Raw genomic sequence first — 25,494 nt, 5'->3', positions numbered from 1 at the left:
CGATGGACCAGCGTAGGAGCCTGTTGTGGCGTTACACACAGCCGTTCGGGCAGACAGAAGGTGTCAGACGGTGGCGAGGGTGTGCGGGATCTCGTCGAGCAGCTCGCGGGCGAGGAACCCGATCCGGCCGTACCGGGGAACCAGCCGCTGACCGCTCACCGCGTGCGCGAACGCCGCCCAGCACGCGGCCTGCGCCGGCTCCGCGCCCCGAGACAGCAGGCCCGCCAGCAGCCCGGCGCGGACGTCCCCGCTGCCGGAGGTGCCCAGTCCGGCGTCGCCGCTCTCCTCCCGCCAGCTCCGGCCGTCGGGGGTGGCGATGTGGCCGTAGAGCGACACCACCGCGTCGTACCGGCGGGCCAGCTCCGTCGCCTCGGCGTCGAGGTCGTCGCCGGGCTCCCGGTCGAGCAGGTGCCGGGCCTCGGTGAGGTTGGGGGTGAGCACCACCGGCCGCCCGGGCCCGACCAGCAGGTCCGGGGCGTGGCTGAGGGCCCCCAGGGCGTACGCGTCGAGCACCAGCGACGTCTGCGGACCGGCCGCGTCGAGCACCAGGCGCAGCAGGCGGCCGGTCTCGTCGATGTCCTTGAGGCCGGGGCCGACGGCCACCACGTCCGCCTCCGCCACCAGTTCGCCCAGCAGCTCGCCGGGCTGCCCCGCGACCGCCCCGTCGGCGGTCTCCGGCAGGCCCACCACCAGCGCCTCGGGCACCTGGATGCTCAGCGCGGCGGCGGTGGACTCGGCGGCGGCGAGCTGGAGCACCCCGGCCCCGGCCCGCAGCGCGGCCACCCCGGCGAGCAGCACCGCGCCGGGGGTGAAGCGCGAGCCGCCGACCACCAGCACCGTGCCCCGGGCCTCCTTGCCGCCGGTCGGCACGGGCAGCGCCCAGTCCCGCAGCAGGCCGGGGGTGATCACCCGGGTGTCAGACCGGTTCGGCATGGACCTCGTCCTCCCTGGTCGGCCGGGCGCCCTGCTCGTGCAGGTGACCGATGTCGTTGAACACGTCGGGGGCCAGCCGGCCGTCGGCGTCGGCGGACCACCCGGTGATCGAGCAGTTGGCGATGACGTGTTCGCGGGTCAGCGCCATCAGCTCCGTCTCGGTGAGCCCCTCCACCAGGTACCGGGTCAGGAAGACCAGGGCGTCGTGGCCGAACAGCAGCACGCGCCGGCCCTCGTGGTCGCGGCGCAGGTCGCCGAGGAGGGCACGCAGGCGCAGCGCCACGTCGGTCCAGGACTCCCCGCCCGGCGGCCGGTAGTAGAACTTGCCGAGCCGGTCGCGGCGCGCGGCCTCCTCCGGGTGCCGCTGGCGCACCCCCTGGCCGGTCAGGCCGTCGAGGATGCCCAGCTCCCGGTCGCGCAGCCGTTCGTCGCGGGTGAGCGGGATCCCGGTGCCGGCCAGGGCCAGCTCGGCGGTCCGCACCGCCCGCAGGTACGGCGACACCACCGCCACGTCGGGCCGGTGGGCCTCGGGCAGCCCTGCCAGCCACCGCGCGGTGGCCCGCGCCTGCTCCTCCCCGGTGGGGCTCAGCGGCACGTCCGCGTCCCGGTGGGTCAGGTCGATCAGCTCGGCGCCGGACGCCTCGGCCGCCGTGGCCGCCACGTTCGCCGTGCTCTCGCCGTGCCGGACGATCCAGAGCGTCGCCAGTTCCGCCATGCGGCAACCCCTACCCGGGGCGCGCGCCGGGTAACCGCACCGGCTGGCCGACAGTGTCCGCTCCCGCTGGGGCCGGCCGATCCCGCCACCGGCCCCGGCCGATCCCGTCACCGGTTCCGTCCGCACCGGCCTCCGTGGGGCGGGTCGGTGCGGTTCGAGACGCCGGACGACACGGTGCGCCGGGCGGCCAGCCCCGAACCCGGCCGCCCGGCGCGGCCGGTCACCGCCGGCGGGTCGGCGTGGCGCGGGCGACGCCGACGACCTCCCGCCGGATCTCCTCCAGCCGGTCGGCCAGCTCACGCGGCCGGCTGAGGGCCACGGGATGCCCGCCGTCCATCTCGTCGGGCGTGACGCCCAGCCGGTCGGACACCAGCCGGCGCAGGAAGTCGATCGGGAAGAAGCGGTCCCCCCGGCAGAGCAGCGCCCGGGTCGGCACCTCGGGCCAGGCACCGAGCGGCCAGGGCTTGCCGAACGGCGTGCCCGACTGGTCCCGGGCGTGCGCCGTGGCCTCCTCGATGAGCGGCGGCGGCAGCTCGTGGAAGAAGATGACGCCGGGGTCCCCGTCCTGCTCCGGCGTCCAGCCCTCGCGCTCGGCCTGGACCTGCCTGGCGTGTGCGTAGCCGGTGTTCTCCCACCACTCGCCCGGCGACTCACCGGGCGAGGGCACCATCGGGGTCAGCAACACGAGCAGCTCGGCGCCGACGCGGTCGCACACCAGCGGGCCGGTGAACGCGCCGAACGACTGGGCCACGACGACCAGGTCCATACGGTCTCCGATGGCCCGGACGGCGGCGTCGGCGTACTCCGTCAGTCCCGCCGAGTCGTCGGCGCACGGCAGGTCGACCGCCACCACGTCGTGCCCCCGGTCCCGCAACTGGCCCGCCAGGAGGTGCCAGTACCAGGGCCCGCTGCCCGCGGGGGGAATCAACACGTAGGTCGCCATGGTCAGCGCCGCTCCAGTTCCGTCGGGTGGCCGACGACCCGCGCGGGCATCCGGTCACCATGCCCGGTCCCGTGGTGCCGATCGTCGTACCGGTCGTGGTGCCGCCACCACTGCTGCGGGTATTCCAGCTCCTCCTCCTGCCGGCCCAGCGCCGTCAGGTCGAGGTAGTTGTAGGTGTTGATCAGCGCGTCGCCGCCGCGGGAGAAGGCCGAGTAGGTGTGGAACACGTCCGCGCCGTCGCGGAGGAACACGCTCAGCCCGGAGCACTCCGCGTCGCCCCTGGTGGCCCCGAAGTCGGGATTGAAGTCCCCACCGAAGGACGAGAACCAGGCAACCGTCCACCCCATCCGCCGCCGGAACGGCTCGATCCTGGCCAGCGGTGCCCGGGACACCAGCACCAGCCTGGTGTCCCGGGCGTGCAGGTGAGCCGGGTGGCCGAGGTTGTCGACCTGTAGGGAGCAGCCGACGCAGCCCTCGTCCCAGTCGGGGTGGAACATGAAGTGCCGGACGATGAGCTGACGACGGTCGCCGAACAGCCCCGGAAGGTCCACCGGCCCGTCCGGAGACTCGAAGACGTATTCCTTGTCGACCCGGACCATCGGCAGCCGGCGCCGCTGGGCACTCAACGCGTCGCGTGCCCGCGTCAGCTCCTTCTCCTTGACGAGCAGCTCCGCACGGGCCGTCTCCCACTCGTCCCGGCTGACAACTCTTTGCTGCGTCATGCTGGTTCGCTCCTGCCTCTGTCTCTCGGGTGCGTCAGCGGCGCGCCGCCACCGCCGGCCGCCCCGGTTGAGACGGTCGGGGCACGGAGAACTCATCGCCGCCGCCGTGGTCACCGGGTCAGCGGCAGCCCGAAGGCCGCAAAGACGCGGGGCGGGAACGCGGTCACCTCCACGATCTCGCCACCCTCGACGCGGAGCACGTCGAGGCCCAGCGCCCGGTAGCGGGACCGGCCCGGCTCACGCAGGTAGCCGGCGACGGCGGGCTGGCGGTTGGCCCGGGTGGGCACGTGACACCAGTCCTTCCCGCCGGCGGATCCGACCAGCGCGGGGGCCCAGCACTCCACGATCGCGGCCCGTCCCTCGTACCACGTCGGTTCGGGTGGCATGGTGAAGCGGGCGTCCTCACTCAGCAGCGCCGCCAGCGCCGTCAGGTCCCCGCGTTCGGTGGCCTCCACGTACCGCTGGAGCACCGCCCGTTCCTCACCGCTCGGGTCGGTCGCCGTCGACCACTCCATCCGTCGTCGCGGCAGGTGCTGCCGGAGGGTGGCGCGCGCCCGCTGGAGGGCGCTGTTGACCGCGGCGACCGTGCCGTCGAGCAGCGCGGCGGTGTCGGCCGCCGGCCAGCCGAGCACGTCGCGCAGGATGAGCACCGCCCGCTGCCGGGACGGCAGGTGCTGGATCGCGGCGAGGAACGCCAGCTCGATGGTCTCCTTCGCCACCAGTGCGGTGTCCGGCTCGTCGTCGGACGGCGCGGCCGGGTCGAGCAACCGGTCCGGGTACGGCTGGAGCCAGGGGACCTCCACCTGCGGCAACGAGGTCCGGCCGGGCTTGGCGGCGCGGGACACCGTCGGCACGACGAGCGGACGTGGCTGCCGGTGGCGGCGGTCGAGGAAGTCGAGGCAGGCGTTGGTCGCGATCCGGTAGAGCCAGGCCCGCACCGTGGACCGGCCCTGGAAGGTCTCCCGCCTGCGCCAGGCCCGCAGGAACGTCTCCTGCACGAGGTCCTCGGCGTCGTCGAACGAGCCGAGCATCCGGTAGCAGTGCACCTGCAACTCCCGCCGGTACCGGTCGGTCAGCTCCGCGAACGCCTCTGCGTCGCCCTCCCGGACGGCGTCACCCACCGTTCTCTCGCCGACCCCGCCCGATTCCGTGCCACCTTCACCCACGAACCGTCCTCCGTCCTGTCCACCCGATCATCACGTGCCGCCGTCCAGAGATATGACGATCGACGGACGCCGGAGTCATCGCCCCGGGGCGTCCGATTTCGGGCGAGGCCGTCGACCAGGTCCGCCGGAAGGCGCCGGGACCCGCGGCCGGGCGTGATCGGTGCCGGGCCGGGTAAGCGCTGCCTCCACCGATCACCGAGACGGGGAGGTGCGCCGTGGCCACCATGGTCAGGGAGCCGGCGAGCCCGGTGAAGGACCAGAACTACGACCTGATCCACGCGCTGCAGATGTCGTTGCAGCACATCTGGCAACTGGAGAACTACGTCGCCGACGCCGACGCGCGGGGCGACACGGAACTGGCCACCTGGTTCCGGAAGATCCAGGAGAACAACCGCAAGGCGGGCGAACAGGGCAAGAAGATGCTCCTGGTGCGCCTCCAGGAGGAGATGAGCTGAGCCCGCGTGAACGTGTAAGGGAAGGGCCCCTTGTTGACGCAATGCGTCAACAAGGGGCCCTTCCTTACACCCCGGCGCGCGGGCCCGTGCCGGGCGGCCGGGCGGGTTACGGTGTCAGGCGTGGCGACACCGGCCGAGGAGATCCAGGTGGGGGAGCGGCTGGTACGCGTCTCCAGCCCCGACAAGCCGTACTTCCCGGAGCTCGGGCTGACCAAGCGGGACGTGGTGTCCTACTTCCTCGCCGTCGGCGACGGCGTCCTGCGCGCCCTGCGGGACCGCCCGACCATGCTGGAGCGGTGGCCGCGCGGCGTGTTCGAGGGGGCGAAGATCGGCACCCGGCAGGACAACCGGGGCGACGCCTTCTACCAGAAGCGGCTGCCGGCGGGCGCGCCCGAGTGGGTGCGCACCGCCCACATCACCTTCCCGAGCGGGCGAATGGCCGACGAGGTCGCGCCGAGCGAGCTGGCGGTGGTGATCTGGGCGGCCAACCTGGGCACGCTGCGGTTCCATCCGTGGCCGGTCTCCGCCGCCGACGTGGAGCGGCCCGACCAGCTGCGCATCGACCTGGACCCGATGCCGGGGGTGGGCTTCGACCAGGTGGTGCCGGTGGCCCACGAGGTGCGCGCGTTCCTGACCGAGCTGGGGCTGACCGGCTACCCGAAGACCACCGGCGGGCGGGGCCTGCACGTCTATCTCTCCATCGAGCCCCGGTGGAGCTTCGGCGACTGCCGGCGGGCGGTGCTGGCGCTGGGCCGGGAGATGCAGCGCCGGCTGCCGGAGCTGGTCACCACCACGTGGTGGCGGGAGCAGCGGGACCGGCCGGTCTTCGTCGACTACAACCAGATGTCCCGGGACCACACGATGGCCTCGGCGTACTCGATCCGTCCCACCCCGCAGGCGTTGGTCTCCGCGCCGCTGGACTGGTCGGAGCTGGACGACGCCCGGCCGGAGGACTTCGCCGTGACCACGATGCCCGCCCGGTTCGCCGAGCGCGGCGATCCGCACGCCGGCCTCGACGACAGGCGGTTCTCCCTGGAACCGCTGCTGGAACTGGCCGACCGGGAGGGGCTGGAGGCCCCACCGGAGCGCTGAGCCGGGAGACCGCCGCGCCGGTTCACTCCCACGGGCTGCGTTCGCCGTCGAACTCCTCGAAGACCAGCCAGGTACGGGTGGAGAGCACGCCGGCGATGCTCTGCACCCGGCCCAGCACCACGTCGCGCAGGGTGGCGTTGTCCGGCGCCCGGACCAGGGCCAGCACGTCGTGGTCGCCGCCGAGCAGGGCGGCGTGCTCGATGTAGCGGACCCGGGCCAGCTCCGCCGACACCTCCCGCCAGGTGTTCTGTTCGATCTTCAACGCGATGTACGCCGAGGTGCCCAGCCCCGCCGCCTCGGGCGCGACCTGGGCCCGGAAGCCGGTGATCACCCCGTCGCGCAGCAGCCGCTCGACCCGGGCGTACGCGTTGGTGCGGGAGATGTGGATCCGCTCGGCGAGCGTACGCACCGACGTGCGGCCGTCGCGGACCAGCTCGTCGAGGATCCGCCGGTCCACGTCGTCCAACGGTCGCGCCGAACGTCCCGTTCCGGCCACCGGCTCCGCTGCGCCCCCGGACTCCTGGCTCATCCCGCCGCCTGTCCCATGCCATCCGTCCCGCGTTTGTCCTGGATCTTGAGTCAATCATCCGACAGCAGGAGCATAGGCCCACCACACGTCCAGGAGGTCCCGCCGTGACGACCACACCCGAGGCGGTCCGCAGGGCATCCCCGCGCAGCCGTCGGAAGGCCACCCCACCCGACCCGGCCACGCCGCTGCTCCCGGCCACCGAGCCCGTCCGCCTGCTCGATCCGACCGGCACGCCACTGCGCGCCCCCGCCGACTACCCCGAGCCGCCCGTCGAGGCGCTCGTCGAGATGCACCGGCGGATGGTCGTCGGCCGCCGCTTCGACGTCCAGGCCACCGCCCTGACCAAGCAGGGCCGGCTGGCCGTCTACCCGTCCTCGCGCGGGCAGGAGGCCTGCCAGGTCGGCGCCGTCCTCGCCCTGCGCGACACGGACTGGGTCTTCCCGACCTACCGCGAGTCGATGGCCCTGGTCTCCCGGGGCATCGATCCGGTCGAGGTGCTGACCCTGCTGCGCGGGGACTGGCACTGCGGCTACGACCCCGCCGAGCGGCACACCGCCCCGCAGTGCACCCCGCTGGCGACCCAGTGCGTGCACGCCGCCGGGCTGGCCTACGGCGAGGCGTACCAGGGGCGCGACACCGTCGCGCTGGCGTTCATCGGTGACGGGGCGACCAGCGAGGGCGACTTCCACGAGGGCGTCAACTTCGCCGCCGTGTTCAAGGCCCCCGTCGTCTACTTCGTGCAGAACAACCGGTACGCCATCAGCGTCCCGCTGTCGCGGCAGACCGCCGCGCCGTCGCTGGCGTACAAGGGCGTGGGCTACGGCGTGCCCAGCGAACAGGTCGACGGCAACGACCCGGTGGCCGTGCTCGCGGTGCTCACCCGCGCGGTGGAGCACGCCCGTTCCGGCAAGGGCCCGTTCCTGGTCGAGGCGCACACCTACCGGATGGAGGCGCACACCAACGCCGACGACGCGAGCCGCTACCGCGACGGCGCCGAGGTCGAGGCGTGGCGGGACCGGGACCCGGTGGCCCGGCTGGAGACGTACCTGCGGGCCCGGGGCGCGCTCGACGACGCCGCCGTCGCGGCGGTCACCGAGGAGGCCGAGGCGTACGCCGCCGACCTGCGCGTCCGCATGAACGCGCAGCCGACGGTCGACCCGATGAGCCTCTTCGAGCACGTCTACGCCGAGCCCACCCCGCAGCTGGTCGAGCAGCGCGAGCAGGTCCGCGCCGAGCTGGCCGCCGCCCAGGACGAGGAGGGTGAGCGCTGATGGCCGCCCTGACCATGGCGAAGGCGCTCAACGCCGCGCTCGCCGACGCGATGCTCGACGACGACCGGGTGGTCGTCTTCGGCGAGGACGTCGGGGCGCTCGGCGGCGTCTTCCGGATCACCGACGGCCTCCAGGCCCGCTTCGGCGACAAGCGCTGCTTCGACACCCCGCTCGCCGAGGCCGGCATCGTCGGCTTCGCCGTCGGCATGGCCATGTCCGGGCTGCGCCCGGTGGTCGAGATGCAGTTCGACGCGTTCGCGTACCCGGCGTTCGAGCAGATCGCCTCGCACGTGGCGAAGCTGCGCAACCGCACCCGGGGCGCGCTCAGCGTGCCCATCGTCATCCGGGTGCCCTACGCCGGCGGCATCGGCGGCGTCGAGCACCACTGCGACTCCAGCGAGGCCTACTACGCGCACACCCCCGGCCTGAAGGTCGTCACCCCGGCGACGGTCGAGGACGCGTACTCGCTGCTGCGCCAGGCGATCGACGATCCCGACCCGGTCGTGTTCATGGAGCCGAAGAAGCTCTACTTCTCCAGCGCCGAGGCGGAACTGCCGGCCAGCACCGCGCCGATCGGCCGGGCGGTCGTGCGTCGCCCCGGCCGCGACGGCACCCTCGTCGCGTACGGGCCGGCGGTGCCGGTCGCGCTGGAGGCCGCCGAGGCCGCCCGCGAGGAGGGCTGGGACCTGGAGGTCGTGGACGTGCGCAGCATCGTGCCGTTCGACGACGAGACCGTCACCGCCTCGGTCCGGCGTACCGGCCGGTGCGTGGTGATCCAGGAGGCCCAGGGCTTCGCGGGGGTGGGCGCCGAGATCGCCGCCCGGGTGCAGGAGCGCTGCTTCCACGCCCTGCACGCCCCGGTGCTGCGGGTGTCCGGGCTGGACATCCCGTACCCGGCGCCGATGCTGGAGCACACCCACCTGCCGTCGGTGGACCGGATCCTCGACACGGTGGCCCGCCTCCAGTGGGACGACCAGCCCGACGGGCGCTGGCTGAGCCGGGGGAGCGCGGCGTGACCGCCGTGGACGGGGCGCAGGTCTTCCTCCTGCCCGACCTGGGCGAGGGGCTGAGCGAGGCCGAGATCGTCGAGTGGCGGGTCGCCGTGGGCGACGTGGTCACGGTGGACCAGAGCGTGGTGGAGGTGGAGACCGCCAAGGCCGTCGTCGACGTGCCCTGCCCGTACGCCGGGCGGGTCGTGGCGCTGCACGGCGCGGCGGGTGAGACCCGCCCGGTCGGCCAGCCGCTGATCACCATCGCGCCCCTCGACGGCGACGGCGGGGCCGGCGACGAGCCCGCCGCGCACGCCACCTACCGCGAGGAGGAGCGCGCCGGGTCCGGCAACGTCCTCATCGGGTACGGCACCGGCCACGGCGGTGCGGGGCGGCGGCGTCGCCGGCCCCGTCTCGTGGCCGCGCCCGATCCCATCCCGGCGGCTCCCGCCCACGCCGCACCGCCGGCGGCGCCCGCCCCGGCGGCGACTGCGGTCGGCGCGGCCGACCGTCCGCACGGCGCGGCGGCGCCCCTGGTCATCTCGCCCATCGTGCGCCGGCTGGCCCGCGAGCACGGGCTCGACCTGGCCGCCCTGCGCGGCACCGGCCCCGGCGGCGTGGTGCGCCGGGCGGACGTGGAGGCCGCCGTTGCCGAGGCGGCGACGCCGGCTGCCCGGCTGGCCGCGGTGCCGGACGAGCCCGTCGCGTCGGCGGTCTCCGGCGCCGAGGACCTGGTCGTCCCGCTGACCGGCATCCGCAAGGCGATCGCCGACAAGCTCTCCCGCAGCCGGCGGGAGATTCCCGAAGTGACCATCTGGGTGGACGTGGACGCCACCGGGCTGCTGGAGACCCGCGCGGCGATCAACGCGGCGACCCCGGACGCGCCGGTGAGCATCCTGGCCCTGCTGGCCCGGATCTGCCTGTCCGGGCTGCGCCGGTACCCGCAGCTCAACGCCCGGGTCGACACCGAGGGCCAGCGGATCGTCCAGTCCGCCGGGGTGCACCTGGGCATCGCCGCCCAGACCGACCGAGGGCTGGTCGTGCCGGTGCTGCGGGACGCGCAGCGGCTGACCACCGCCGAGCTGGCCGCCGAGCTGACCGCGACCACCACGGCCGCCCGGGCCGGCACGCTGCCCCCGGCCCGGCTGACCGGCGGCACGTTCACGCTCAACAACTACGGCGTCTTCGGCGTCGACGGCTCCACCCCGATCATCAACCACCCGGAGGCGGCGCTGCTCGGGGTGGGACGGATCGTGGACAAGCCCTGGGTGGTGGACGGGCAGCTCGCCGTGCGGAAGGTGACGCAGCTCAGCCTGACCTTCGACCACCGGGTCTGCGACGGCGGGGTGGCCGGCGGCTTCCTGCGGCACGTCGCCGACTGCGTCGAGCGGCCGGCGGTGCTGATCGCCAACGTCTGACCCCGGACGCGACGGCCCCGGCTCCGCCTCCCGGCGGCGCCGGGACCGTCGCCGTCGCGGCAGGCGTTTCCCGGCAGCCGGGCCGGGAATGCGGGCCGGGCAGTCTCGCCGAGGGGAGGACGAGGTGGCCTATCCGGACATGCCCTCCGCCGGCGGCGTGCGCCGGCACGCGGTGGCCGGCGCCCCGCTGCTCTGCGACGCCCGGGAGCACGGCCTGGTCGGCGACGGGACGGCCAACGACCAGCCGGCGCTCGCCGCGCTGGTGGACCGGCTCGGCGACGCGTACGCCGCCGACGGCCGGGCCCGGATCATCTACTGCCCGCCCGGGGTCTACTCGATGCGGGACTCGGGCACCGTGTGGCGCAGCGGGGTGTCGCTCATGGGCGCGGGACCGGGCGCGACCCGTTTCGTGCTCAGCAACGCCGGCAACCGGGCCGACCCGTCGCCGCTGGCGTTCTACACCACCCTCCAGCACGGCGCCAGCCGGAACCGGAACCTGTCCGACTGCACCTTCGCCGACTTCGAGATCGACGGCTCGGAGGTGGCGTCCGCGGACTACAACCCGCTGGCCAAGGGCCTCGGCCTCCAGTACGTCGTCCGCGGCGTGTTCCGCAACCTGTACATCCACCACACCGCCGCCACCGGCCTGGGCTGCGACTTCCTCCAGGACTGCCTGATCGACGGGGTGCTGGTCACCGGGTGCGGGCGGCTGGACAACGGCACCGAGATGGGTGGCGCGGGCATCGGCATCGGCATCGGCGGCTGGGGCAGCGTCGAGCGGTTCAACATCGTCAACTGCAGCGCGGTGGCCAACGCCACCAACGGCATCTTCCTGGAGTTGCAGGAGGCGGACCACCTGCGCCCACGGGGCGTACGGATCATCGGCTGCCACGCCCAGGGCAACCGCTTCGGCATCTCCGACTGGGGCGCGAACGGCCTGATCGTCTCCGCGTGCACCATGACCGGCAACCTGGAGGCGGGCTTCCACGTCTCGGCGAAGGGCACCACGCACACCGCCGGCCGGGGCGGCATCCTCACCGACTGCGTGATCGACGGCAACCTGCGCGACGGGGTGAGCATCGGCAACACCCCCGGTCCGTACACGATCCGCGGCAACCGGATCAGCGGCAACGGCCGGTACGGCTACCACCAGCGCAACCTCGGCGGGTCCGAGGAGCACGTCGCCGAGGAGATCGTCATCGAGAGCAACGACTTCTACGGCAACAGCGCCGACGCCATCCGCATCGACCGTCCGGTCCGCGACGCCTTCCTGGTCGCCAACCGGATCCGGAACAACGGGCGGCAGTGGGCGCCCGCGACGAGCGCACACGGCGACTCGGTGCGGTACTCCGAGAAGTCGGTGGTGGACCGGCGGGCGACCTGGCCGAACGACGGTCACCGGGGCAAGGTGGTGCGGGTCGGCGAGCGCATCGCCGTGGTAGCGGCCAACGACGACACCGAGCTCACCCTCGCGCCGATCCGGCCGGACTCCCCGAGCGCATGGAGCGGAGGCACTCCGGCGCCGGGCACCCCGTACGAGCTGCCCGCCGGGCCGCCGGTGCGGGCCGGCATCGCGATCAACGCCGCCGTCGAGTCGGCCACCATCCGGGGGAACCGGATCTGGGACAGCCGCGAGCCGAGCACCCAGAACCACGGACTGTGGATCACCGAGCAGGGCAGCTGCGTGGACTGCCGGGTCGAGGACAACGACTTCGCCGGCAACGCGGACTCCGCCGTCCGGCTGGACACCCCACCGGTCGGCGGCCGGTGGGAACGCAACCACGGCTGACGACGACCGGCCGGGCGGCCGGCCCCGTCGGCGGCGGCGCGCCGGTCGTGTCGTGCCGCACCCGTCGCCTCGCCGCCCGGATCGCGGGTGCGGGACGGCTGTGCGCCGACACCGACGACGCGGTGGCCCGAACCGGGACGCGGCGGGAGTCAGGGGGCGGCCGGTGGGCGCGCCGGACGATTCCGGACGGACCCGGAAACCGGCGCGTGCGGCCCTTTTCCGTGCAGTGCGGGAAATGCTTCCCATAATTGCTTTCGCAATTCCGTGGAAATTGCGCGTCCATCCGGCGCGGCGTGGAGAGAATGTGGCTGAGGACACCAGACAACGGGGGGACGCATCATGGAGTTGAGGCGGCGACTGACGGTGCTGGCCGTGACCATCGCGGCCACGCCGTTGGCCCTCGGCGGGTGCACCGCCGACCGCAAGCCGGGTGCCCGGCCGGCCGAGGGGCAGGCGGCGGCGCCGGAGCTGACCGTGACGCCCACCGACCGCGCCCGCGAGGTGCCGATCACCGCCGAGGTGGGGACCGCGGTCAGGAACGGGAAGGTCACCGCCGTGCGAATCACCGACGACAAGGGCGCGCAGGTCGCGGCGGAGCCCCGGGAGGACGGCTCGGGCTGGGTGCCGAAGGCGCCCCTGAAGCCGCGGCGCACCTACACCGCGGAGGTGACCGCCACGGGCGACTCGGGCACGACGACGACCCGGAAGACCACCTTCACCACGATGCCGAAATCGACGAAACCGGAAATCACCAGCACGTTGTACTTCGCCGGTGATCGGACGTACGGCACCGCGATGCCGGTGACCGTGGCGTTCGACCCACCCATTCCGAAAGAGGCCAGGGACGACGTGCAGCGCCGATTGTTCGTGAAGACGGATCCGCCGCAGCCGGGCGCCTGGTCTTGGGTGTCCGACGGCAGTCAGGCCTATTACCGGGCCCCCGATTTCTGGCGCCCGGGGACCCGCATCAGCGTCCGGGCCGGGCTGGAGGGCCTGCCCATCGGCAAGGACCGGGTCGGCGACTCCGACCGCACGGCCACGTCGAAGATCGGCCGGCAGGTGGCCCTGGAGATCGACAACGCGACCAAGCAGATGTCCGTGCTGCGCGACGGCAAGGTGGTTCGCAAGATCCCGGTCAGCATGGGCAAGCCGAGCACGCCGACCTCCAGCGGCAAGATGGTGATCATGGAGAAGCACCAGTTCACGACGTTCGACACCCGGGGCTCGGCCGACCCCTACGTGGTCGACGTCGAGGACGCCCAACGGCTCACCTGGGGCGGCGAGTTCATCCACGCGGCGCCGTGGTCGGTGGGGGACCAGGGAAACACCAACGTCTCGCACGGCTGCACCAACGTCTCCAACGAGGCCGCGGACTGGCTGATGGGCGTCACCCAGGTCGGCGACCTGGTCACCATCAAGGGCACTGAGGTCGAGCTGACCGAGGGCAACGGCTGGACGGCCTGGAACGTCAGCTGGGACGAGTTCGTCAAGGGCAGCGCGCTGCCCGTGCCGGCCGGGCTGCGGCCGTCCCCGTCGGCCGTGCCGCACCCCGGCGCGGTGGCCGGGGGCTCGCCGGCGCCGGCGCCGTCCGTCCGCGGCGGCTGATCCGACCGTACGCACACCCGGGGGACCGGTCCGCCGCCACGCGGGGCCGGTCCCCCGGGTGTCGATCGGACCGAAGCGTTTCCCGCCGACCCCGTCGTGCGCGCCGGTCCCCTGGCGCGGCGGTCGCACCGGGGCGTTTCCCGCCGACCCCGTCCGGCGTCGAGGCTCAGCCCAGCGGCACCCGGGCCACGCCGGGGCCCGTGAGGCTGCCCAGCCACAGGTGGTTGCCGTGCTGGCGGACGCCGGTGACCATGTCGTAGGTCCCGCGCGGGCCGTGCAGGGTCCGCAGCACCCGCCCCTCGCCGTCGACGAGGGCCACCAGGCCGTAGCGCAGCGGCTTCGGCTGCACCGCCGCCGGCAGCACCGCCACCAGCTGCCGCAGCCGGGGGTGGGGCAACAGCCGCTCCACCACCGGCACGCGGGGGCTGGGCAACGCGATCCAGTACGTCCCGTCGCCCACCGGGGTCAGGTTGTCCGGGTACGCCGGCAGGTCGGCCAGCACGGTGACCGCGCCGTCGGCCAGCGCGACCCGCACCAGCCGATGGGCGGCGGTCTCGACCAGCATCAGCGCCGACTCGTCCGGGCTGAGCGCGAGCCCGTTGGGGAAGTAGAACCCGGCGCGGACGACGTCGGTGCGCCCGCTGCGCGGGTCGTACGCCAGCACCCGACCGTTGGGCCGGTGTTCCAGCAGGTCCCGCTTCCAGTGCGAGAGCGGGAAGCGGTCGGACGAGTCGGTGAAGTAGACCGTGCCGTCGCGGGCGACGGTGGCGTTGTCGGCCAGGTTCGCCCTGGCCCCGAGGCCGCCCAGCTCGCGCACCGCACCGTCGCCGGTCACCCGCAGCAGCCCCCGGTACGCGTCGCAGACCACGAGGCTGCCGTCGAGCGGGTCGACCTCCACGCCCAGCGGCCGGCCCCCGGTGTCGGCGAGCGGCCGGGGCCGGGTGCCGGGGGGCGCGTCGACCGGCCACCACCAGAGCCGGCCGTCCTCCGTCCCGCTGACCACCCGGCCGGACGGGTCGACGACCACGTCCTCCGGGCCGGACACCCCGTCGGGCAGCGGCAGCAGCTCCACCGAGTCGAGCCGCCGGTCGGCGGGCGTCCACGGCCCGTCGAGCGGCGGCGGGACCGTGGCGGGCTCGCGGACGGGGCGGATCAGCCGGGGCGCGCGGCGGCGGGGAGCGACCATCGGCTCATTCTCGCCCGCCGATGTGCAGCCCGCAGGCCCTCGTCGCGTCATCCCTGAGGGGGATCCGGGAGTCTCGGGGTATGACCCTGGGCGTACCCGGATCCGGTCCCTCAGCAGGGCGGAATTGTCGGTGGCGGGGGATAGGTTCGTCGCATGGGACAGCGCGACGACCGGCTCCACGTGGACATCACCGTGGCCGACCACGAGGTGGAGGTGCGGGCGACCGGCGAGGTCGACATCGCCACGGTCGCCACGTTCCGCTCCGCGCTCTGGGCCGCCCCGGCCCGGCCCGTGCTCCGGCTGGATCTCTCCGGCGTCCGCCTGCTCTCCGCGGCCGGGGTGCGGGCGTTGGTCGCCGCGCACCTGCGCATGCGCGCCCAGGGCGGTGAGCTGGTGCTGGTCCGCCCCGACCCGGTGGTCGAGCGGGTCCTGCGGGCCACCGGCCTGCACCGGGTCATCCCGATCGTGGACCCGTGCGCCGACCGGGAGCTGGTGCCCTGCTGACCTCCGGCGCCCGAGGCCCAGGGGCGCGGTGGCGTGCAGCGCCTCGACCGGGAGCCCGCCCAGCCAGTCCATTTGACGTTGGCAGCGGGCCGGTGCCGACGGCGTCGTCCACCGTCCGCACCGGCCCGTGGCCAAGCGGTTCGCCGTCCACTCGAGCGGTGCACCGTCCGTTCGGAGGGATCATCCCCCGCCCGGCGGTGCCTGCCCGCCCAGTGGGTCATCTTCCGCTCAGCGGACGCCGAGCAGGTCGACGACGAAGACCAGGGTCTCGCCCGGCTTGATGACGCCGGCGGCGCCCCGGTCGCCGTAGCCCAGGTGCGGCGGGATGGTCAGGCGGCGCCGGCCGCCGACCCGCATGCCCACGACGCCCCGGTCCCAGCCGGAGATGACGTGACCAGCGCCGAGCTGGAACTCGAACGCGTCACCCCGGTTCCACGAGGAGTCGAACTCGCGACCGTTGGAGTGCGCGACCCCCACGTAGTGGACGCTGGCCAGCTGCCCCGGCTGGGCCTCCGGCCCCTCGCCGACGGTGATGTCCTCGACGACGAGGTCGGCGGGCGGCGCGCCCTCGATCGGACCCACCTCGGGCTTGCCCGAGCGGGCGCCTGCTGCCTGGTTCATTCGGGAGTCTCCTACCGTTTCGGTCCTGATGTCCGTCACCCGAGATCCTGCCCGATGGCGTCCGACCGATGCATGGCGGTCCCGGCGCACGCGTCGCGGCCGGCCCCCGGGGCGACGACGAGACGTGGTGGGCACGCCGAAGCGGGCGTCACCGGTGGTGACGCCCGCCGAGGGGGAGGTGCCGCGCCGGGTCACCGCAGCCAGGGGAACCGCCGCACGATCGGGAGCTTCGCCCACGTCGCGCCCAGGCCGAGGGTCGCGCCGGCGTTGACCAGTGCGAGACCGACCAGCAGCGCCGCGTTGATCAGGTGCTCGTCCATGAAGGGGTTGTTCTCGGGAGGCAGGACGACCGTCCACATCATCACGTAGAGCACCGCTCCCGCGACGGCGGCGATCCGCATCCCGATGCCGAGCAGCAGCGCGACGCCGATCGCAGCCAGGCCGGCCATGAAGAGCACGTCCGCCCAGGCGGCCCCGGCGATGCCCTGGTAGAAGTCCGCGAACGGGCCGGCCGCGCCGAAGGTCAGGAAGCCCTTGGTGGGGCTGCCGCCGTTGATCCAGGCGTTCTTCGCCTCGGTGGCGAACCCCAGACCGAAGACCTTGTCCAGGAACGCCCAGAGGAAGGTCCACCCGAGGGCGATCCGGATGCCGGCGAAGACGTACCGGGCGGCCCGTTCCCTGGGGGTCTCGCCGACGTGCCGGGTCTCCGCCACCGCAGCGTCGTTCCTGGCGGTGGTGCGCTCGATCGTCGCGGCCATTGTCTCCACGTCCCTTCGTGTGCCTGGCACCGCGCTTTCCGGTGGCATCTCCATTGGACGCCCGCCGGCGCCGGGCGGGCAGGGCCGACCGGGCCCCACCGGACCGGGACCTTGGACCCCTTCCGCACCGGTCCGTACGGCCGTGCCGGTCCGGTCCGGCGGCCCTGACCGGGCGGCCCGCCGCGGCCGTAGCGTCGCGGTGGGAAACGACAGGGAGGTCGTGATGAGGACGTGGCAGGTGGGCGACGTGATGACCCGGGAGGTCACGACGGTGGGGGAGGAGACCCCCTACCGGGAGATCGTCGACGCGTTGGTCCGGCGGGGCATCAGCGGGGTGCCCGTGGTGGACGGCTTCCGTCGGGTCCTCGGCGTGGTCTCCGAGTCGGACCTGTTGCACAAGGTCGAGCGGGCCGGCCACCCGGACGAGCGGCGGGTCTTCGAGGGGCGACGACGCCGCACCGCCCGGGAGAAGGCCGAGGCGCTGCTGGCGCGTGACCTGATGACCGCCCCGGCGGTGGCGACCTGGCCGGAGGCGACGATCTCCGCCGCAGCCCGGCAGATGGACCGGGAGTCGGTCAAGCGGCTGCCGGTGCTCGACGACCTGGGTCGCCTCGTCGGCATCGTCACGCGCGGTGACCTGCTGCGGGTGCACCTGCGCACCGACGCGGAGATCCGCGAGGACGTGGTGCAGGAGGTGCTGCGCCGGGTGCTCGCGGTGCGGGACGGGCTGGTCACCGTCCGGGTGCGTGGGGGTGAGGTGACGCTCGACGGCCGGTTGGACCGGCGCAGCGCCGTCGAGCTGGCGGGCCGGCTCGCGGGGCAGGTCAGCGGCGTGGTCCGGGTGACCAGCACCCTCGCCTACGACGTCGACGACACCGCGCTCGCCGATCTGGACCCGGCCCGGATCGCCCCGGTGGCCTGACGTCCGGGCCCGCCCGGCCCGCCTGACATCCCCGCGGGCCGGGCGGGCCTGAAGCCCGGACGGGCCGGGCCTGTCGGTGGCGCGAACCGTCCGGCCCGCCGGGGCATCGAACCGTCCCGTCGACGGCATCGACTTGCCCGGACCGCCGCCGGCCGGTGGGCGGCTCGCCTAGGCTCGGGATCGGGACGCGCTCCGCGCCCGCCGGCCGGGCCGCCGGAGGCGTGTCCGCGCCGCAGGCCGTCGGGGACCACGCGAGCCGGCCCGCGCCGCAGGCCGCCGGGGGCGTGTCCGCGCCGCAGGCCGTCGGGGACCACGCGAGCCGGCCCGGGCCGCGCGTCGGGAGCGGAGCCGCCGTCGGGGATGCGGAGGACGCCGGGTGGACGAGGCGACGTTCGCGGCACCCCTGTGGGCCTGGGCGGCGGTGGGCGCGGTCATCGCCGTCATGCTCGCCGTGGACCTGCTCTCCCACCGCGACAACCACGTCATCGAGCTGCGCGAGGCGCTGCTGTGGAGCGGCGTCTGGATCACCGCGGGGCTTACCTTCGGCCTGGTCGTCTGGCTGTGGCGGGGCAGCGAGCCGGCCGTGGCGTACTTCTCCGGCTACCTGCTGGAGAAGGCGCTCTCCGTCGACAACGTCTTCGTCTTCGCGCTGCTGTTCGGGTACTTCCGGGTGCCGGCCGCGTACCAGCACAAGGTGCTCTTCTGGGGGGTCGTCGGCGCGCTCGCGTTCCGGCTGGCCTTCATCTTCGCCGGCGCCGAACTGCTGGAGCGGCTGACCTGGGCCGGCGTCGTGCTCGGCGCCTTCCTCGTCTGGACGGGGTGGCGACTCGCCGTACGCGGCGAGCCGGACGTCGACCCCGACCGCAACGTCGTGGTGCGGGCGTTCCGGCGGCTGGTGCCCACGGAGCCGGGCTACCACGGCGGCCGGTTCACCGTCCGGGTCGACGGCCGGCGCAGGGCCACCCTGCTGCTGGTGGCGCTGGTCGCGATCGAGGCCACCGATGTGGTCTTCGCGATCGACTCGGTGGCGGCGATCCTGGCCATCACCACCGACACGTTCCTCGTCTGGACGGCGACCGCGTTCGCCGTGCTCGGCCTGCGCAGCCTCTACTTCTGCCTGGCGGGGCTGCTGCGCCACTTCGGCTACCTGCGGTACGGGCTGGCCTTCCTGCTGGCCTTCGCCGGGGCGAAGCTGATCCTGGCCGAGACGCCGGTCGGGAAGCTGCCGGTCTGGTCGACTCTCGCGGTGGTGGTGCTGACGCTGTCGGTCGCGATCGGGTGGAGCATGGTCGACGCCCGTCGGGAACGGCGCCGGCGGGCGGGCGGGTGACCGGTCGCGGTGGGGGCGGCGGCGGTCAGCCCGGCCGCACGACCGGGTCGGCGAGCTGGGCGGAGAGCACGGCGGGCGCTTCGGCGAGCGACGGGCCGTACCAGGTCAGGTGCCTGCCGGAGAGCAGGGCGCAGGGGACGCCGGGGAACGCCTCCGGCCCGTCGTCGGCGGTGAAGCGGTACGGCTCGTCGGGCAGCACCACCAGCTGCGGCGCGCGGGCACGCAGCGCGTCGAGGCCCGGCCGGGGATAGCGCTCGACGTCGTCGGCGTACGCGTTGGTGACGCCGAGCCGCCGCAGCACGTCACCGGCGAAGGTGTCGGCGCCCAGCACCACCCACGGTCGCCGCCAGACCGGCACCACCGCCCGGCGGGACGGCCGGGCGGTGGGCAGCCCGGCCCACGCCCGGCGGGCCTCGGCGAGCCACTCCGGTTCGGCCGGGGCGCCCAGGTCGCGGAGCAGGTCCCCCAGCTCGGTCAGCGCCTCGTCGACGGTACGCGGATAGGTCACCCGCACCGGCACGCCGGCGGCGGTCAGCGCGTCGGCGTCCTCGCGGCGGTTCTCCTCGACGTTGAGCAGGACCAGGTCGGGGCGCAGCGCAAGTACCCGGTCCAGGTCCGGGTACTTGCTCCCGCCGACCCGCGCCACGTCCAGCCCGGCCGGGTGGGTGCACCAGTCGGTGGCGCCGACCAGCAGACCCGGCAGGGTCAGGGCGACGGCCTCGGTCAGCGACGGCACCAGCGAAACGACCCGCACCCCGCGTACCTCCCCGGTCCCGTGCGCCGACCACCGGCGTACCGGTCGATCATGCCCCGACCCGGGGCGGGGGTGGCGGCCCGGGCCTCCCTTGCGGCGTCTCTACAACGTTGTAATACTCGGCTGGTCCCGTCAGGAGGTTCGATGAGGTCCCACTCCACCGCGCCCGTGCCGCGCACCGACCAGCCCGTCGCCCCCGTCGAGGACGAGGAGGTGCCCCTGGCGGCGCTCGGCGACCTCTACCGGGACGGCATCACCGCGTGCCGGGGCGCCTTCGCCGTGGACTGGGTGGACCGGGTCGGCGAGGACGTCGAGGCCGCCTTCCGGGAGGCCCGCTCCCGCCCCGACGGCGCGGTCGGCCGCGGCCCGCAGCGGTGGTACGTGGAGATCCACCCCGAGCAGTTGCGCGGCTTCGTCGACCTGGTGACCCACCCGTGGGTGGACTCGGTGTGCCGGGCCGTGCTCGGGGCCGACTACCAGATCGTCGAGCTCGGTTTCGACATCCCGTTTCCCGGCGCGGCCATGCAGCCGTGGCACCGGGACTTCCCGATGCCGGAGGACACCCGCCGGCAGCGGCGGCTGACCTCGCTGGCCTTCAACCTGACCACGGTGGACACCGTGGAGGAGATGGGTCCGTTCCAGATCGCCCCGGGCACCCAGTGGGACGACGGGCGCGACTTCGCGCACCAGATGTTCCCGCCCAGGGAGCGCTACCCCCGCTACGCGCAACGGGCCGTCCGCAAGTATCCGCGGCGCGGCGACATCTCCGCCCGGTCCGCGCTGACCATCCACCGCGGCACGCCGAACGTCTCCACCCTGCCCCGCCCGGTGCTGGTGCTCGGCGTCGACGCGCCGGGAGCGGGCAACGCCGCGCACCACGACATGGCGGTGACCCGGGGATACTGGGCGGGCCTGCCCGAGCAGGTGCGCGCCCACCTGCCCTGCCCGGTGGTCGACGCCCTGACGCCGATCCGGCAGAAGCACACCATCGAGGGCCTGGTGATGGGCGCGGAGTGACAGCCGGCTCGCGCCGGGCCTAGTCGACGTCGCGGCGCAGCCACCGCTGCCGGGTCAGCGCGTACTCCACCTCGCCGTGCTCCGCCCCGTCGATCAGCTCCGGCCAGTCGCCGACGTACGTCCGCACGAGCTGTAGCCCGGACTTCTCCATGACCCGACGCGACGCGGCGTTGACGGACATCGTGTTCGCGGTGACCCGCTGCACGCCGAGCGTGGTGAAGCCCTCGTCGATCAGCGCCCGGCAGCCCTCGGTGGCGAGGCCGACGCCCCAGGCGGACCGGCGCAGCCGGTAGCCCAGCTCCACCTCGCGGGCGTCGCCGTCGCGGGTCGGGCGGAACTCGAACCAGCCCAGGAAGTCGCCCGAGTCCCGGCCCAGCGCCGCCCACCACCCGAGTCCCGGCGGCCGCCGGTAGTGGGCGAGGATCCGGGGCAGGACGCGCTCCCGGACCGCCTCCGGCGGGGTGGGGCGCCCGCCGGTGAGGTACCGCATCACCTCGGGGTCGCCGTCCAGCTCGACGAGCAGGTCGGCGTCGTCGGCGGTGAACTCGCGCAGGACCAGCCGCTCGGTGCCCAGGAAGATGCTCACCCGCCCATCCCACCGGCGCGGGCGGGTGACCTCAAGCGAATTGCGGGCCGACGGCCCGGGGGCACCACCGGCGCGCCGGTCATGATCGACCGCCTAGACTCGCCCCGGCCGACGCGTCGGCCTCGGTCGGCGGGACGGACGGATCAGGCGGATGACGAGCACCGGTGGTGGGGGCGGCTCCTGGCTGCGCGCGGTCGCCGGGGACGGTGGGCGCGGCCCGCTGCTCGCCCGGGGCGGCCAGCTCGTGCACGGTCCCCGCCGGCTCGGCGAACTGGTGCAGGGGCGTCCGCCGGGCGTCACCGGCAACCAGTGGAGCACGGCCAGCCGGGAGGGCTACGACCTCGTCGTCTGCGCCGCCGACACGGCCCGGCCGGTCTTCGCCGTCGAGGTCGGCCCCGTCGCGGCCCCCGGCTCCGCCGCGCAGCGGGTCGAGCGGCTGAAGAACGCGGTCGCCGAGGCGGTCGGCCTGGCGGTGCTGCGGATCGGCTCGCCGACGCTGCGGGGCGGGGAGCACGGGCGCCGGATCGTGGCGTACGTGATCGACGCGCGCGCGTACGCGGCCCTCGGCGCGGGGGAGCCCGACAACACGGAGGTGCCCCCGGTCGGCTTCCGCGACATCCTCGGTCGGCTGCCCGACGGGCGGACCGGGCACGTCAACGACCTCGGCGCCCTGGCCCGGGCCGCCGCTGTCGAGGCGTACGTGTCGCGGCGGCTGGCCGACCCGATCGTGCGGGGGCTGCACGTGCACTGGACGGGCGGGCCCGCCGAGGGGTGGAGCTGGGTACGGGTGCGCCCCGACGCCTGCCTGGTGGAGCGGGTTACGGTGCACCCGCAGCGCGTCTCCGCCGGGGTGGATCCGGGGCGGCTGGCCGAGGACCTGGCGGCGGTGGCCGTCGGGGAGCGGCTGCGCGCGCTGGACGCCGCCGAGGCGGTCCTGACGCCCTGGGACGAGTTGCTCGCCGAGATCCGAGGGCTGGAGTCCCGGCACGACGAGATGGCGGGCGGCTTCGCGTTCGCCCACCTCTGCGCGGACTGACCCGCCCTTCTCCGGCGCGCCACCGGTCGCCGGCTCGGCGCACGTCACCGCTCGGCGGCCCGGCGCATGTCACCGCTCGGCGCCCGGGCCCCGTCCGGATTCCCGGAATCGCGTTGAACCTTCGCGCGGGCCGTCCCGTACTCCTGCGGGAACGGACAGGATCTCCCCGACCGCGCCACGCGGCGCGGAAGACGGTGCGGAAAGGGCATCGTCGGTCATCGACGTGCCACCTGGACGCCGCGACGGTACCCGTCGGGCGCGCTCCGCAATTCCGTCGGTCCGCCGAGGTCTCAGATCAACTACCGGATCGCGAAGGAGAGCAATTCGATGCGCAGGTCCACACGGGCGCGCCGGTCATCCGGTGGCGCGCGGAGCAAGCGACTGCTGGCCGTCGTCGGCACGCTCGCGGTCTTCGGCGGGATCGTCGCCGTGACCCAGATCTCCTCAGCCGAGGACCGGAGGCCGACCAGCACCCGGCCGGCCTCCGCCGCCTGCGTGGAGCCGAGCCCGGGCGCGACCGCGCCGAGCGGGCGGGGCACCAGCCGGACCTGGCAGGATGGCCGATGGGTGCGCAACCACTGGGGGGACGGGCAGCAGTCGGTCGCCGAGTGCGAGCAGACGCGGGGTGGCGGCGCCGACAACGGCGGCTCGGCCGTGGCCTGCCCGGACGTGGCCGGCAGGCTGCCGCGGGTGCCCGACCGCGCCCGCGCCGAGGTCGACCGGAACCTGAGCCTGTTGCAGACCCAGATCGCCGAGGCGGACCGGCGGCTGGCCGCCGAGGGCCGGCGGGGCGAGGAGTTCGTCCGCACCTCGATCCTCCAGCCACTGGCCGGCAAGCGCCGGGCGACGCTGGAGCGCATCACCATCGCGATCGACCGGGTGGGCCCCCGGCCGCAGGGCCTGGCCCGGCTCGCGGAGTGCCAGGTGGCGCCGACCGGCGGCAACAACGGCGGCGGCAACAACGGCGGCGGCGGCAACAACGGTGGTGGTAACAACGGCGGTGGCAATGGTGGGCCCGGTGCCGGGCTGGGAGTGATCGCTAACGACTGCGAGGACAGCCGGTTGCAGCCGCACGACGGTTTCCAGAACGGCAACCGCTGCGTCAGCACCGCGTTCGGCGAGGTGGGGCCCGCGGCCGACAATCCGTCGCTGCTGATCACCGAGTTCCCCGACCGGGTCGGGTCGAACCAGCCGTTCACCCTCCGGGTCTCCACCCGCAACCTCGTACGGGACCGCTTCCTGGCCGCCGGGCAGGGCGGGTACTACGTGGAGAGCTCGCTGCTCAACGAGCAGGGACTGGTGCGGGGCCACTTCCACACCGCCTGCCGGATGCTGGGCAGCCTCCGGCAGCCGCCGCCGCCGCAGGAGGTGCCGGCGTTCTTCGTCGCGACCGAGGACAGCCGTGGTGGCGCCGAGCCCGACGACGTGACCATCCAGATCCCCGGGCTGCCCGGATCCGGCACCGCCCAGTGCGCGGTCTGGGCCGGCGACGGCTCGCACCGGGTGCCGATGATGGAGCGGGCCAACCAGACGCCGGCCTTCGACGTGGTGCGCATCCGGGTCGGCTGACGACCGCTGCGGGGCCGTCCGGGCGCACCCCGGCGGCCCCGCCAGCGGCGCGTTCACGCCAGCGGCGCGTTCACGCCAGCGGCGCGTTCACGCCAGCGGCGCGTTCACGCCAGCGGCGCGTTCACGCCAGCGGCGCGTTCACGCCAGCGCTGCGGCCTCGCGCGGGGCGGCGGGCGCCGCGGCGGCCCGCAGGGCGGTGATCCGTCGGGCCCGTGGCCGCACCGCCAGGAGGTTGCCGGCGGCCACCAGCAGGGCCAGCCCGAACAGCCCCAGCCAGAGGACGTCGGTGGAGAACCGGGCGGCGACCAGGCCGCCCAGCGTCGGCCCGGCGAAGCTGGCGAAGGCGTGACCGAGCGAGTAGACGCCCTGGTAGCGGCCGCGCTGGGCGGCCGGCGCCAGGTCGGCGGTCAGCGCCGAGTTCGACGGGGTCATCAGCATCTCGCCGAGCGTCCAGACGCCCACCGTGAGCGCGTAGAACCAGACTGCGTCGGCCAGCGCGGTCAGGGCGAAGCCGGCGCCGATCACCACGACGGCCACGGCGACGGTGCGGGACCTGTCGAAGCGGCCGATCAGGCGGGGCACGAAGAGCTGCCCCAGCACGATCATCAGGCCGTTGACCGCGATGACCGGCCCGAACGCCGACGCCGGCAGCCCGTCGGCCTGCAACGCCACCGGCAGCATGGCGCTGCTCTCGATGCAGAGCCAGGCCAACCCGGTGAGGGCCGTGAAGGTCAGGAAGACCCGGTCCCGCAGCACGGTGCCGAGCCCGCCGGAGTCGACGCGGGCGACCTGCGCGACGGGCACCGGGGCGGGGCGCGACTCGGGCACGGTCAGGCCGATCAGCGCGGCGGTGCCGAGCAGCACCGCCGCGTTGATCGCGAACAGCAGCAGCGGCTCGACCCGGACCAGCAGGCCGGCCACGGTCGCGGCGACGGCGAACCCGATGTTGATCGCCCAGTAGTTCAGCGTCAGCGCGCGCAGGCGGTCCCGTTCGCCCACCACGTCGATGACGGTCGCCGTGAAGGCCGGCCGGGCGACGCCCAGGCAGAGCCCGAGCAGCAGGGTGAGGGCCGCGATCGCCGCGGGGTGCCCGCTCAGGCCCAGCGCCAGCGCCGCCGCCGCGGCGGCCACGTTTCCGGTCAGCATGGCGGGCCGCCGCCCCCACCGGTCCGCGACGATCCCGCCGAGCACGCCACCGGCCGCGCTGCCGGCTCCGTGCAACCCGATCACGATCCCGGCGTACGCGGGACTGAGGCCGCGTACCGACACCAGGTAGACGCCGAGGTAGATGGCGACGAAGCTGCCCAGCCGGTTGATCAGCGTGGCCGACCAGAGGTACCAGAAGACGCGGGGCAACCCCCCGGCCGTCTGGCTCCACCATCGCGCCATCCGCCACCCCCGAGAACCGCACCGGTAATGCTCGACAAAGCTGTCGCTCATTACACTCGGGAAGTGCGGCGTCCCGGCTGCGTGCCGGGGTGATCGTGGCGATGATCACGCTCGCCGGGCCGGTGAACGGGTCGTTGTCGGCCGATCCGAAGCGACCCGGCGACCCGGCGATGGTCGAAGTGCAATCGTGGCGGG

Annotated in this window: 25 protein-coding genes; 13 read left to right on the top strand and 12 right to left on the bottom strand. The window is 74.4% G+C overall.

The annotated features are described in order from the left end of the window. Positions 1 to 63 precede the first annotated feature (63 nt). The 5 genes from ACGFNF_RS06240 to ACGFNF_RS06220 all read right to left on the bottom strand — a co-directional run bounded on the left by ACGFNF_RS06240 (position 64) and on the right by ACGFNF_RS06220 (position 4,434). Entirely contained in the window at positions 64 to 933 is an 870-nt protein-coding gene (locus ACGFNF_RS06240; RefSeq protein ID WP_357576264.1) for an NAD(P)H-hydrate dehydratase, read from the bottom strand. Beyond that, complete coding sequence (locus ACGFNF_RS06235) at positions 917 to 1,648, bottom strand: histidine phosphatase family protein (protein ID WP_393166166.1); 732 nt, start codon at positions 1,646 to 1,648, stop codon at positions 917 to 919. Before ACGFNF_RS06235 ends, ACGFNF_RS06240 begins: the two co-directional genes overlap by 17 nt. A 220-nt stretch (positions 1,649 to 1,868) precedes the next feature. Then, positions 1,869 to 2,579 carry an alpha/beta hydrolase gene (locus ACGFNF_RS06230; RefSeq protein WP_393166164.1) on the bottom strand — a complete coding sequence of 237 codons (711 nt, stop codon included), beginning with the start codon at positions 2,577 to 2,579 and terminating at the stop codon, positions 1,869 to 1,871. 14 nt (positions 2,580 to 2,593) lie between these two features. After that, the gene (locus ACGFNF_RS06225; protein ID WP_357576261.1) at positions 2,594 to 3,313 is read right to left on the bottom strand and encodes a DUF899 domain-containing protein; all 720 of its coding nucleotides are present in this window, start codon (positions 3,311 to 3,313) and stop codon (positions 2,594 to 2,596) included. A gap of 110 nt (positions 3,314 to 3,423) precedes the next feature. Beyond that, positions 3,424 to 4,434, bottom strand: coding sequence for a sigma-70 family RNA polymerase sigma factor (locus ACGFNF_RS06220; protein WP_357576260.1), 1,011 nt, complete (start codon positions 4,432 to 4,434; stop codon positions 3,424 to 3,426). A 269-nt stretch (positions 4,435 to 4,703) separates the two neighbouring features. Here ACGFNF_RS06220 and ACGFNF_RS06215 point away from each other — a divergent pair, with 269 nt between their 5' ends. Further along, a complete protein-coding gene (locus ACGFNF_RS06215) occupies positions 4,704 to 4,934 on the top strand; it encodes a hypothetical protein (RefSeq protein ID WP_132235041.1) in 231 nt (76 codons plus the stop codon). 120 nt (positions 4,935 to 5,054) lie between these two features. Beyond that, a complete protein-coding gene (locus ACGFNF_RS06210) occupies positions 5,055 to 6,026 on the top strand; it encodes a DNA polymerase domain-containing protein (RefSeq protein WP_393166162.1) in 972 nt (323 codons plus the stop codon). Between the two features lie 22 nt (positions 6,027 to 6,048). Here ACGFNF_RS06210 and ACGFNF_RS06205 read toward each other — a convergent pair whose 3' ends face one another. Further along, entirely contained in the window at positions 6,049 to 6,555 is a 507-nt protein-coding gene (locus ACGFNF_RS06205; protein WP_132234638.1) for an Lrp/AsnC family transcriptional regulator, read from the bottom strand. 104 nt (positions 6,556 to 6,659) lie between these two features. Between ACGFNF_RS06205 and pdhA the strand changes: the two genes are divergently transcribed. From pdhA to ACGFNF_RS06180, 5 genes are all read left to right on the top strand, one after another. Further along, positions 6,660 to 7,826 carry a pyruvate dehydrogenase (acetyl-transferring) E1 component subunit alpha gene (pdhA, locus tag ACGFNF_RS06200; RefSeq protein ID WP_357576258.1) on the top strand — a complete coding sequence of 389 codons (1,167 nt, stop codon included), beginning with the start codon at positions 6,660 to 6,662 and terminating at the stop codon, positions 7,824 to 7,826. Continuing rightward, on the top strand, positions 7,826 to 8,842 hold the full coding sequence (locus ACGFNF_RS06195) for an alpha-ketoacid dehydrogenase subunit beta (protein WP_357576257.1): 1,017 nt from the start codon (positions 7,826 to 7,828) through the stop codon (positions 8,840 to 8,842). Before pdhA ends, ACGFNF_RS06195 begins: the two co-directional genes overlap by 1 nt. Next, positions 8,839 to 10,233 (top strand): dihydrolipoamide acetyltransferase family protein, encoded by a 1,395-nt coding sequence (locus ACGFNF_RS06190; protein ID WP_393166159.1) that lies wholly within the window; start codon positions 8,839 to 8,841, stop codon positions 10,231 to 10,233. Before ACGFNF_RS06195 ends, ACGFNF_RS06190 begins: the two co-directional genes overlap by 4 nt. A 139-nt stretch (positions 10,234 to 10,372) precedes the next feature. Beyond that, positions 10,373 to 12,022, top strand: coding sequence for a right-handed parallel beta-helix repeat-containing protein (locus ACGFNF_RS06185; RefSeq protein ID WP_393166382.1), 1,650 nt, complete (start codon positions 10,373 to 10,375; stop codon positions 12,020 to 12,022). Between the two features lie 339 nt (positions 12,023 to 12,361). Further along, on the top strand, positions 12,362 to 13,627 hold the full coding sequence (locus tag ACGFNF_RS06180) for an Ig-like domain-containing protein (RefSeq protein ID WP_357576255.1): 1,266 nt from the start codon (positions 12,362 to 12,364) through the stop codon (positions 13,625 to 13,627). Between the two features lie 166 nt (positions 13,628 to 13,793). Here the strand turns inward: ACGFNF_RS06180 and ACGFNF_RS06175 are convergent, their stop codons facing one another. After that, positions 13,794 to 14,813 (bottom strand): SMP-30/gluconolactonase/LRE family protein, encoded by a 1,020-nt coding sequence (locus tag ACGFNF_RS06175; protein WP_393166157.1) that lies wholly within the window; start codon positions 14,811 to 14,813, stop codon positions 13,794 to 13,796. A 153-nt stretch (positions 14,814 to 14,966) separates the two neighbouring features. On the opposite strand from ACGFNF_RS06175, the gene ACGFNF_RS06170 reads away from it, so the two are divergent. Then, complete coding sequence (locus ACGFNF_RS06170) at positions 14,967 to 15,317, top strand: STAS domain-containing protein (protein WP_393166155.1); 351 nt, start codon at positions 14,967 to 14,969, stop codon at positions 15,315 to 15,317. A gap of 228 nt (positions 15,318 to 15,545) precedes the next feature. On the opposite strand, the gene ACGFNF_RS06165 is transcribed toward ACGFNF_RS06170, so the two are convergent. Both ACGFNF_RS06165 and ACGFNF_RS06160 read right to left on the bottom strand, forming a co-directional pair. Continuing rightward, positions 15,546 to 15,938 carry an FKBP-type peptidyl-prolyl cis-trans isomerase gene (locus tag ACGFNF_RS06165; protein ID WP_357576252.1) on the bottom strand — a complete coding sequence of 131 codons (393 nt, stop codon included), beginning with the start codon at positions 15,936 to 15,938 and terminating at the stop codon, positions 15,546 to 15,548. Positions 15,939 to 16,129: 191 nt separating this feature from the next. Next, positions 16,130 to 16,705: a hypothetical protein gene (locus tag ACGFNF_RS06160; protein ID WP_357576251.1), complete on the bottom strand. Its 576-nt coding sequence runs from the start codon at positions 16,703 to 16,705 to the stop codon at positions 16,130 to 16,132. Between the two features lie 214 nt (positions 16,706 to 16,919). Here ACGFNF_RS06160 and ACGFNF_RS06155 point away from each other — a divergent pair, with 214 nt between their 5' ends. Both ACGFNF_RS06155 and ACGFNF_RS06150 read left to right on the top strand, forming a co-directional pair. Further along, positions 16,920 to 17,618: a CBS domain-containing protein gene (locus tag ACGFNF_RS06155; protein ID WP_357576250.1), complete on the top strand. Its 699-nt coding sequence runs from the start codon at positions 16,920 to 16,922 to the stop codon at positions 17,616 to 17,618. A gap of 376 nt (positions 17,619 to 17,994) precedes the next feature. Next, positions 17,995 to 18,948: a TerC family protein gene (locus ACGFNF_RS06150; RefSeq protein ID WP_393166153.1), complete on the top strand. Its 954-nt coding sequence runs from the start codon at positions 17,995 to 17,997 to the stop codon at positions 18,946 to 18,948. A 25-nt stretch (positions 18,949 to 18,973) separates the two neighbouring features. Here ACGFNF_RS06150 and ACGFNF_RS06145 read toward each other — a convergent pair whose 3' ends face one another. Continuing rightward, entirely contained in the window at positions 18,974 to 19,702 is a 729-nt protein-coding gene (locus ACGFNF_RS06145; protein WP_393166151.1) for a helical backbone metal receptor, read from the bottom strand. Positions 19,703 to 19,846: 144 nt separating this feature from the next. On the opposite strand from ACGFNF_RS06145, the gene ACGFNF_RS06140 reads away from it, so the two are divergent. Further along, positions 19,847 to 20,719 (top strand): phytanoyl-CoA dioxygenase family protein, encoded by an 873-nt coding sequence (locus tag ACGFNF_RS06140; RefSeq protein ID WP_393166149.1) that lies wholly within the window; start codon positions 19,847 to 19,849, stop codon positions 20,717 to 20,719. 19 nt (positions 20,720 to 20,738) lie between these two features. Here the strand turns inward: ACGFNF_RS06140 and ACGFNF_RS06135 are convergent, their stop codons facing one another. Continuing rightward, positions 20,739 to 21,305: a GNAT family N-acetyltransferase gene (locus ACGFNF_RS06135; protein WP_393166147.1), complete on the bottom strand. Its 567-nt coding sequence runs from the start codon at positions 21,303 to 21,305 to the stop codon at positions 20,739 to 20,741. Positions 21,306 to 21,456: 151 nt separating this feature from the next. Here ACGFNF_RS06135 and ACGFNF_RS06130 point away from each other — a divergent pair, with 151 nt between their 5' ends. Both ACGFNF_RS06130 and ACGFNF_RS06125 read left to right on the top strand, forming a co-directional pair. Further along, on the top strand, positions 21,457 to 22,341 hold the full coding sequence (locus tag ACGFNF_RS06130; protein WP_393166145.1) for a hypothetical protein: 885 nt from the start codon (positions 21,457 to 21,459) through the stop codon (positions 22,339 to 22,341). A gap of 327 nt (positions 22,342 to 22,668) precedes the next feature. Then, a complete protein-coding gene (locus ACGFNF_RS06125; protein ID WP_393166143.1) occupies positions 22,669 to 23,910 on the top strand; it encodes a hypothetical protein in 1,242 nt (413 codons plus the stop codon). A gap of 138 nt (positions 23,911 to 24,048) precedes the next feature. On the opposite strand, the gene ACGFNF_RS06120 is transcribed toward ACGFNF_RS06125, so the two are convergent. Next, positions 24,049 to 25,299 (bottom strand): MFS transporter, encoded by a 1,251-nt coding sequence (locus ACGFNF_RS06120; protein WP_393166141.1) that lies wholly within the window; start codon positions 25,297 to 25,299, stop codon positions 24,049 to 24,051. Between the last annotated feature and the right edge of the window lie 195 nt (positions 25,300 to 25,494).

Origin of the sequence: Micromonospora sp. NPDC048868 (assembly GCF_043198195.1) — a bacterium.
In the GTDB taxonomy this organism is placed as follows: Bacteria; Actinomycetota; Actinomycetes; order Mycobacteriales; family Micromonosporaceae; genus Micromonospora; species Micromonospora reichwaldensis.
Note: the sequence above shows the minus strand (reverse complement) of the source record. Positions and strands in the feature narration are given on the sequence as shown.

Excerpts from the sequence above, each read along its gene's own strand:
- ACGFNF_RS06240 (WP_357576264.1), bottom strand. The coding sequence starts at position 933 with ATGCCGAACCGGTCTGACACCCGGGTGATCACCCCCGGCCTGCTGCGG.
- ACGFNF_RS06235 (WP_393166166.1), bottom strand. The coding sequence starts at position 1,648 with ATGGCGGAACTGGCGACGCTCTGGATCGTCCGGCACGGCGAGAGCACG.
- ACGFNF_RS06225 (WP_357576261.1), bottom strand. The coding sequence starts at position 3,313 with ATGACGCAGCAAAGAGTTGTCAGCCGGGACGAGTGGGAGACGGCCCGT.
- ACGFNF_RS06215 (WP_132235041.1), top strand. The coding sequence starts at position 4,704 with ATGGTCAGGGAGCCGGCGAGCCCGGTGAAGGACCAGAACTACGACCTG.
- ACGFNF_RS06205 (WP_132234638.1), bottom strand. The coding sequence starts at position 6,555 with ATGAGCCAGGAGTCCGGGGGCGCAGCGGAGCCGGTGGCCGGAACGGGA.
- ACGFNF_RS06195 (WP_357576257.1), top strand. The coding sequence starts at position 7,826 with ATGGCCGCCCTGACCATGGCGAAGGCGCTCAACGCCGCGCTCGCCGAC.
- ACGFNF_RS06185 (WP_393166382.1), top strand. The coding sequence starts at position 10,373 with ATGCCCTCCGCCGGCGGCGTGCGCCGGCACGCGGTGGCCGGCGCCCCG.
- ACGFNF_RS06180 (WP_357576255.1), top strand. The coding sequence starts at position 12,362 with ATGGAGTTGAGGCGGCGACTGACGGTGCTGGCCGTGACCATCGCGGCC.
- ACGFNF_RS06175 (WP_393166157.1), bottom strand. The coding sequence starts at position 14,813 with ATGGTCGCTCCCCGCCGCCGCGCGCCCCGGCTGATCCGCCCCGTCCGC.
- ACGFNF_RS06170 (WP_393166155.1), top strand. The coding sequence starts at position 14,967 with ATGGGACAGCGCGACGACCGGCTCCACGTGGACATCACCGTGGCCGAC.
- ACGFNF_RS06165 (WP_357576252.1), bottom strand. The coding sequence starts at position 15,938 with ATGAACCAGGCAGCAGGCGCCCGCTCGGGCAAGCCCGAGGTGGGTCCG.
- ACGFNF_RS06155 (WP_357576250.1), top strand. The coding sequence starts at position 16,920 with ATGAGGACGTGGCAGGTGGGCGACGTGATGACCCGGGAGGTCACGACG.
- ACGFNF_RS06140 (WP_393166149.1), top strand. The coding sequence starts at position 19,847 with ATGAGGTCCCACTCCACCGCGCCCGTGCCGCGCACCGACCAGCCCGTC.
- ACGFNF_RS06130 (WP_393166145.1), top strand. The coding sequence starts at position 21,457 with ATGACGAGCACCGGTGGTGGGGGCGGCTCCTGGCTGCGCGCGGTCGCC.
- ACGFNF_RS06125 (WP_393166143.1), top strand. The coding sequence starts at position 22,669 with ATGCGCAGGTCCACACGGGCGCGCCGGTCATCCGGTGGCGCGCGGAGC.
- ACGFNF_RS06120 (WP_393166141.1), bottom strand. The coding sequence starts at position 25,299 with ATGGCGCGATGGTGGAGCCAGACGGCCGGGGGGTTGCCCCGCGTCTTC.